The 7,218-nt window shown below is 64.5% G+C and carries 8 protein-coding genes; 6 read left to right on the forward strand and 2 right to left on the reverse strand.

Features of this window, described 5'->3' with window-relative positions; genetic code table 11:
* Positions 1-4 precede the first annotated feature (4 nt).
* Positions 5-1,012, forward strand: a complete 1,008-nt coding sequence (locus SPH52_RS21215; RefSeq protein WP_411797036.1) for a branched-chain amino acid ABC transporter permease — start codon at positions 5-7, stop codon at positions 1,010-1,012.
* Entirely contained in the window at positions 1,012-2,325 is a 1,314-nt protein-coding gene (locus SPH52_RS21220; protein ID WP_411797037.1) for a branched-chain amino acid ABC transporter permease, read from the forward strand. Before SPH52_RS21215 ends, SPH52_RS21220 begins: the two co-directional genes overlap by 1 nt.
* Positions 2,326-2,436: 111 nt before the next feature.
* On the opposite strand, the gene SPH52_RS21225 is transcribed toward SPH52_RS21220, so the two are convergent.
* Complete coding sequence (locus tag SPH52_RS21225; protein ID WP_411797038.1) at positions 2,437-3,642, reverse strand: ABC transporter substrate-binding protein; 1,206 nt, start codon at positions 3,640-3,642, stop codon at positions 2,437-2,439.
* Between the two features lie 400 nt (positions 3,643-4,042).
* Here SPH52_RS21225 and SPH52_RS21230 point away from each other — a divergent pair, with 400 nt between their 5' ends.
* Both SPH52_RS21230 and SPH52_RS21235 read left to right on the forward strand, forming a co-directional pair.
* A complete protein-coding gene (locus SPH52_RS21230) occupies positions 4,043-4,801 on the forward strand; it encodes a dienelactone hydrolase family protein (RefSeq protein WP_411797039.1) in 759 nt (252 codons plus the stop codon).
* Positions 4,798-5,883, forward strand: a complete 1,086-nt coding sequence (locus tag SPH52_RS21235) for a C45 family autoproteolytic acyltransferase/hydolase (RefSeq protein ID WP_411797040.1) — start codon at positions 4,798-4,800, stop codon at positions 5,881-5,883. Before SPH52_RS21230 ends, SPH52_RS21235 begins: the two co-directional genes overlap by 4 nt.
* On the opposite strand, the gene SPH52_RS21240 is transcribed toward SPH52_RS21235, so the two are convergent.
* The gene (locus SPH52_RS21240) at positions 5,870-6,142 is read right to left on the reverse strand and encodes a hypothetical protein (protein WP_411797041.1); all 273 of its coding nucleotides are present in this window, start codon (positions 6,140-6,142) and stop codon (positions 5,870-5,872) included. The two genes, SPH52_RS21235 and SPH52_RS21240, sit on opposite strands and share 14 nt — an antisense overlap.
* Positions 6,143-6,330: 188 nt before the next feature.
* On the opposite strand from SPH52_RS21240, the gene SPH52_RS21245 reads away from it, so the two are divergent.
* Positions 6,331-6,699: a DUF6746 family protein gene (locus SPH52_RS21245; RefSeq protein ID WP_411797042.1), complete on the forward strand. Its 369-nt coding sequence runs from the start codon at positions 6,331-6,333 to the stop codon at positions 6,697-6,699.
* A gap of 184 nt (positions 6,700-6,883) precedes the next feature.
* On the forward strand, positions 6,884-7,218 hold a 335-nt coding region (locus tag SPH52_RS21250; protein WP_411797043.1), incomplete at its 3' end, for an FAD-binding oxidoreductase.

The following is a 7,218-nucleotide window of genomic DNA, read 5'->3' on the forward strand; positions in this document are numbered from 1 at the left end:
AGTCGTGAACGAACTGGTTTTCTTCATCAACAACGTGATCATCGCCGGTAGCGTCACCGGCTCGATCTACGCCATCGGCGCCATCGGCGTGACGCTGATCTTCAGCATCATGCGCTTCGCCCACTTCGCCCATGCCGACATGATGACCTTCGGCGCCTTCATGGTACTGCTGCTGACCCTGGCCTTCCCCGGCGTGGGTGGGGTAGTGGGCCTGCCCACCCCCATCGTCATGTTGCCGCTGGCCATGGTGCTCACCGCCCTGCTCGCGGTAGGTATCGACAAGGCGTTCTACAAGCCGCTGCGCGCCCACGGCGTCAAGCCCATCGTCATGGTAATCGCCTCGCTGGGCGTGACCCTGATGCTGCAGGGGCTGATCCGCCTGTTCGCCGGTACCGGCTCCCAGAACCTGTACCTGGCCGGCGAGCGCAAGGAGATCTACCGCCTCGACGTGCCGTTCGAGCTGGCCGCCCGGCCCATCATCGTCACCGAGCCGCAGATCATCCTGTTCATCCTGACCATCGCCTGCGTGGTGGGGCTGCACCTGTTCCTCAACCGCACGCGGCTGGGCAAGGCGATGCGCGCCATGTCCGACAATCCCGACCTGGCGCGAGCCTCGGGCATCAACACCAACTACATCGTGTCGGTGACCTGGGTGATCGCCGGGGGCCTGGCGGCCATCGCCGGCACCCTGCTGTCGCTCGACGTGACCTTCAAGCCCGACCTGAGCTTCTTCCTGCTGCTGCCGATCTTCGCCGCGGCCATCGTCGGTGGTGTGGGCCACCCCTACGGGGCCATCGCGGGCGGCTTCGTGGTGGGCTTTGCCGAGACGCTGGCGGTGTTCAACTGGACGGTGCTGCTGCGCCCCATCCAGCACCATTTCCCCGAATGGCTCGAGCTCCCGCGCAACCTCGCCTTCGTCGGCACCGAATACAAGATCGTGGTGCCTTTCTTCATCCTGGTGGCGATCCTGGTGTGGCGTCCCACCGGCATCTTCAAGGGTAAGGTGATCTGATGAGCACGCAACGTACCGAACGCCGCGAAGATACCGTCGCCGCACCGTCTCGTTTCCCGCTACGCGAAGTCATCCTGTTCGGCATCCTGCTGGCGGCGGTTCTCGGCGTTTATGCCATGATGGGCACCGCCTACAGCACACGCATGCTGGTGGAAGCCTCCTGCTATGCCATCCTGGCCCTGGGCCTGACCATCCAGTGGGGCTATGCCGGCCAGTTCAATGCCGGCGTGATGGGCTTCGTCGCGCTGGGCGCCTTTGCCACCATGTTCTTGAGCGTACCGGTCAACGACGCCTTCTGGGGCACCGAGCTGCCCGGCGAGCTCGGCCGCGTGCTGCTCTACGGTGCCGCTGCGGTGATGCTCGTCTATGGCGCCACCAAGCTCGACCGTATCGGAGTACCGCGCAAGCTGCGCACGCTGATCGCCATCGTGCTGGCCGTGGTGCTCTACCTGGTGGTGATCAGCATGCTGCGCGGCGTGACCGGCGAGATCCAGTCCCGTGCTGGATTCATCGGCGGTCTGGGCCTGCCGGCCTGGACCGGCTGGGTCGTCGGCGGCGCGCTGGCCGGCGCCATCGGCTACTTCATCGGCCATATCTGCCTGGGGCTGCGCAGCGACTACCTGGCCATTGCCACCCTCGGTATCGCCGAGATCATCAAGGCCTTCCTCAAGAACTCCGACTGGCTGACCCGCGGCACTGCCACCGTCTCGCCGCTGCCCTGGCCCACTCCGGGCCCCAGCGCGCTGGGCTTCACCCTGGCCCGGGCGCTGTACCTGTCGGTCACGGCGGCCATGATCGCGGTGATCTTCTTCCTGTTGCACCGCGCCTATCACGCCCCCTGGGGTCGCATGATCCGCGCCATTCGCGACAACGAGATCTCGGCCTCGGCGATGGGCAAGGACATCAACAAGCGCCGCCTGGAAATCTTCGTGCTGGGCTGCATCCTGATGGGTATCGGCGGCGGTGCGCTGGCCTCGTTCAACAGCATCTTCGACCCCAACGGCTTCCTGCCGCTGAACCACACCTTCCTGGTGCTGGTGATGGTGATCCTGGGCGGTCCCGGCAACAACCTGGGCACCATCTTCGGCGCCGTGGCGGTCTACATCATCTGGCTGATGTCCGAACCGCTGGCGCTGTTCGTGATGCATGGCGCCGCGGCCATCGGCGAAGGCTGGTTCGGCTGGGAGCCGCCGGGCAACCTCGACAGCCGCGCACTGCAGGCGCGGGTATTCGTGATCGGCCTATTGATCACGCTGGTGCTGCGCTTCGCCCCGCAGGGACTGCTGCCCGAGAAAGTAAAACACCACGGGTAGAGAGGGTGATTTATGCGACATAAATCCGCACCTCTCTAAAAACCACATTTAAAAAGAAGGGCCTCGGCAGTGCCGAGGCCCTCTTGTGTGCAGGCTAGGTCTGAGCGGGGTTTAGTCCTGGATCAGCCCCTTGCCGACGAAGGCACCGCCTTCCACCGCCATTTCGAGCACCACGCCCGGTACGTCGCCGTTCTCGTCGAACTCATGGCTGCCAGAGGCACCCTCGTAGTTGATCTCCTCGCCGGCAGCGATCAGTTCCACTGCCTTTTCCCACTCACCCGGGAGGATCACCTCGCCCGGCGCGGAGGCCACACTGCGCAGCGCCTGGGAGAGGCCTTCGCGCTCGGCGCTGCCGTTCTGCTCGATGGCCAGGGCCAGCAGGAAGGCAGCGTCGTAGGCCTGGGCGGCGAACACAGCGCTGGGGTCGAAGCCGGCTTCCTCGGCGGCCTGGTTGAAGATGTCGGTACCCGGCAGTTCGGGGCTGCCCGGGCGAGTCGCGATCATGCCCTCGAGGGCGTCCGCCCCCACCGCTTCGACCAGCGATGCCCCAACCATGCCGTCGGCACCGGCGTACTGGGTGAAGGAGCCGCTCTCATAGGCCTGGCGCAGGATGGTCTGGCCCGAGCCGTCGGCATAGGCGAGCACCACCAAGGTCTCGGCGCCGCTGGAGGAGAGCGAGCCCAGCTCGGAGCGATAGTCGGCACGGCCGTCCTCGTGAGCCAGATTCTCGGCTATCGTACCGCCGCCCGCTTCGAAGCCCGCGGTGAAGGCTTCCGCCAGGCCGCGGCCATAGTCGTTGTTGACGTAGGTGACGGCCACCTCGTCGAAACCCTTCTCGAGCATCAGCTTGGCCAGGATCTCGCCCTGGTAGGCATCCGAGGGTACGGTACGGAACACCAGGTCGTTGTCGTCCAGCTCGGTCACTGCCGGGGCCGTTGAGGCCGGAGACACCATCACCACCCCACCGGGAATGGCGGCACTGTTGGCGGCCGCCACGGTTGCCCCGGTACACAGGGCACCGACGATAGCCGTGACGTTCTCGGTGTTGACCATGCGATCCGCTGCGTTGGAAGCCGCCGAGGCATCGCTACAGGTGGTGTCGGCATTGGGCATGACCAGCGTCTGCCCGCCGAGAATACCGCCCTGCTCGTTGATCTGCGCCACCGCCAGCCGCGCCCCGTCGAAGATCGGTGGGGTCAAGCTCTCGATCGGGCCGGTGAAGCCGCCGATAAAACCGATCTTGACTTCTGCCTGCGCCGCGCCTGCGAACGCCACGCTGGAGGCAGCGATTGCTATCGCCAAAACGTTCTTTTTCATTTGTTCTTCTCGCTCTCGTTACAGTACGTTCGTTAAAGTACGTTCGGTCAAGTAGGCTTGGTTAAGCACTTGTATTAAGTACGTGTGTTCAGTACGTCCAGTGAAGCACATCTGGCTGACTGCTTCCGAACTGCGTCCGGCCTTCCACGTCTATTGTTTACGCCTGGTTACGGTTCATGGGCACCCCTTAAATCTGGAAGGCCACGAGGCAAAACACAAGCCCCCCATACCAACGTTTGACCCTCGCTGCACAGTGTCCAACCCCTTGTCAGCGATTGAAAACCCGATTCCGCGATGCTCGGTACGTTCAACGCTGTCGGCCATGCCCCTTCAGTCATCGCCTATACTCTAGTCCGCCACGGCTTCACACACGCTACGCACACAACAACAGGAGCACCCCATGCGCCCTGCCTCCCTCTCCTTCATGCTGCTGGCGGCGCTCGGCCTGGCCACTGGCGCCCATGCCTTCACGCCCGCCGGCAACGACATCGTCTACGAGGTCGGCGACGAGACCTTCGAAGGCTACTACGCCGCCGCACAAGACGAATCCCGCGGCACGGTGCTGATCGTGCACGATTGGGACGGCCTGGACGACTACGAGCGCCAGCGCGCCGACATGCTGGCCGAGCAGGGCTTTGACGCCTTTGCCGTCGACCTGTTCGGCCAGGGCAACCGCCCTGCAACCACCGAAGCCCGCCAGGAAGCCACCCGAGCGCTCTACTCCAACCGCGAACGCATGCGCGAGCTGACCCTCGCCGGCCTGGCCGAGGCCCGCGAGCAGGAGGCCGCCGAAAACGTGGTGATCATGGGCTACTGCTTCGGCGGGGCCGTAGCACTGGAGATCGCCCGCTCCGGCGAGGCCGACAATGTGGCCGGCTACACCAGCTTCCATGGTGGTGTGGCCACGCCGGAAGGGCAGGAGTGGCCCGACGATGTGCCCCCGCTGCTGATCGCCCATGGCGGCGCCGACACCAGCGTGACCATGGATGACGTCAGCGGTTTGGTGGAAGAGCTGGAAGCCATCGAGGCGACCTATACGGTAGAAGTCTATTCCGGCGCACCGCACGGCTTCACGGAGTTCGACAGCGAGCGCTACCAGGAGCGCGCCGACCACAAATCCTGGGCCGCCTTCCTGACCTTCCTCGAGGAGGTGCTATGACCCGACAGACCCGCCCCCTGGCCATTACCGAGCTGACGGGAAGCTACCACGAGATCGGCGCGCAACACGGCCGTATCCATCGTCATCTGATCCAGCGCGGTATCCAGGTCTATGGTCAGCTGTTCCACGACTTCGTCGGCATCCGCTGGGAAGAGGCACGCGACCGCGCCTGCCACTTCGAGGCCCAGATCGCCCAGGGTTTTCCCGAGATTCTCGAGGAGATGAACGGCATCGCCTGGGGGGCAGGGGTCGACTTCATCGACATATTGACGCTGAACTGCCGCAGCGAGATCGCCCTGACCCAGGCCAGCGGTGGCTGCTCGGCCTTCTCGCTGCAGCGCCACGGCCAGCAGTGGCTGGCCCAGAACTGGGACTGGCGCAGTGACCAGCTCGACAATGTGGTCGCCCTGCACATCCAGGGCGACGGGCGCCCCGCCCTGGTGAGCATCGGCGAGGCCGGCATGGTCGGCAAGGTGGGTATGAACGCCCGCGGCGTCGGCGTGTGCCTAAACGCCATTCGTTCACAGACCTGCGGTGCCGGCCTGCCGATCCACATTGCCCTGCGCAAGATCCTCGAATGTGAAGACATGCCGAGTGCACTCGCCGTGGCCAGCCACGACCGGGTCTGCTCGCCCGCCCACTTCCTGCTCGCCAGCGCTCAGGTCGGCAACGAGGGGGGCCAGGCCGTCGGCCTCGAGGTGCAACCCGGCGAGCCGGGCCGCATTACACCGCGTGCAGGCATCGTCACCCATACCAACCATCTCTACGCCGAGGGCACGCCCTGCCCGGTGCAGGACTTTCCCCGCGCCGACTCCCACCCGCGCCTGTGCCGGCTCGACGCGCTGCTGCACGATGAGCTGGCCGCGGATGACCGCATCGACACGGCCAGGCTGTTCGAGGTACTCAGCGACCATCAGGGAGCGCCGCTCTCGATCTGCCGCCACTTCAACCCCGACCAGCCTGCCGAGGAGCGCATGGAAACCCTGTTCTCGGTGGTGATGAACCTGAGCGAACGGCGGTTGACCCTGCGCCACGGCAAACCCTGCGAGAGCGACGACAGCCTCAGCGTCACCCTGCGTTGAAGCGCCCGAACCCGTCGCCATGTCCGGGCTCGGGCAGCTCACCCTTCAGGTAGCGCTCGGAAGTGAGCAGGAACGAGCGTCGGAACAGATCGTGTATGGCCTCCTCCCGGCGCAGCTGAAGCAGCGCCCATTCCTCTTCGGAGAGATTCAGATCCTGGCGGGGATATTCCCCGGCCAGGCGTACCGACCCTGGTGTGGCATCGCAGATCTGCAGGGCAGGGCTGGCGCCGCGGATGGCGGTATTGATGCGGTACGGCATAGCGACCTCCGTCAACTCCATTAATGATAACAATTATCATTAACCACCGGAAATCTAATCGCCCTGCTGACCCCTGTCAATTCTCAAGAAGAAAAATCATTCTCGTTACCCTTCTCTCTTGCCCGGCATAAACGGGAGTGGTACACAAGCTAACGCATACCATTCTCATTTGAGCGAGAGACAAGCCCATGAAGAACCTGCTGTTCACCGCCCTACTGTTCGGCCTGATGGTCACTACCACCGTCCAGGCCAGCTCCACCGACCACTTCAAGGGCGAGCCCGCCGATACCCTGAGCCAAGCGGTGGCCAATTTCGCCGAGTACAACCAACAGCTGGCCGAGCTGCTCGCCCAGGATGAGCTGAGCATCACCGATCTCGGCACCGTGCATGAACTGACCTACACCCTGGAGAACGCGCTGGAGAAGATTCAGGAAGAGGTGGCCACCATGGCGGACGAACTGGAAGAGGTTCACCTGGGCTCGGAAACCGGCGATTTCGAGCGCGTGCAGCACCACGGCGCCACCTACCTGGAAGCGGCCCAGACGCTGGTGCCCTGAGCACCGCATGGCAACGCACCGGCTGGCACACTGTCGGTGCTTGCTAGGCGACCATGGCGCATCGGTGCGTGGCCGCATCGAAAGCGGACGAGATGTCGTCATCTTGTTCTGTCATGACGACATCTTGCTCTCCTCCACGACCTGCGCATGCTTCGATAGAAATCCCCCAATGCATGTGCCTACCATGATTGCACGCCTGAACACCACCGCATCGAGCGCCACCGCCGCCCTCGGTACCCATTATCTGCGCTTTCTCGAGGCCTTGAAGGCTTCGGGTTTCGAGGGCGAGATCGCCCCGGACTACGCCAGCCGCACCGTGCTGGCCACCGACAACTCGATCTACCAGCGCCTGCCCCAGGCGGCCCTGTTCCCGCGCCACGCCGAGGATCTCGAACGCATCGCCCGCCTGGCCGGGGAAGCGGCGCATCGCCAGGTGGTGCTCACGCCCCGCGGTGGCGGTACCGGCACCAACGGCCAGTCGCTCACCGACGGCCTGGTGGTGGACGTGTCGCGCCACAT

The sequence above is a fragment of the Halomonas sp. A29 genome (assembly GCF_046723295.1).
Classification (GTDB): domain Bacteria; phylum Pseudomonadota; class Gammaproteobacteria; order Pseudomonadales; family Halomonadaceae; genus Halomonas.

Bases quoted from the DNA above. Each gene is read 5' to 3' on its own strand.
- SPH52_RS21225 (WP_411797038.1), bottom strand. From the start codon at position 3,642: ATGAAAAAGAACGTTTTGGCGATAGCAATCGCTGCCTCCAGCGTGGCG.
- SPH52_RS21220 (WP_411797037.1), top strand. From the start codon at position 1,012: ATGAGCACGCAACGTACCGAACGCCGCGAAGATACCGTCGCCGCACCG.
- SPH52_RS21235 (WP_411797040.1), top strand. From the start codon at position 4,798: ATGACCCGACAGACCCGCCCCCTGGCCATTACCGAGCTGACGGGAAGC.
- SPH52_RS21230 (WP_411797039.1), top strand. From the start codon at position 4,043: ATGCGCCCTGCCTCCCTCTCCTTCATGCTGCTGGCGGCGCTCGGCCTG.
- SPH52_RS21240 (WP_411797041.1), bottom strand. From the start codon at position 6,142: ATGCCGTACCGCATCAATACCGCCATCCGCGGCGCCAGCCCTGCCCTG.
- SPH52_RS21245 (WP_411797042.1), top strand. From the start codon at position 6,331: ATGAAGAACCTGCTGTTCACCGCCCTACTGTTCGGCCTGATGGTCACT.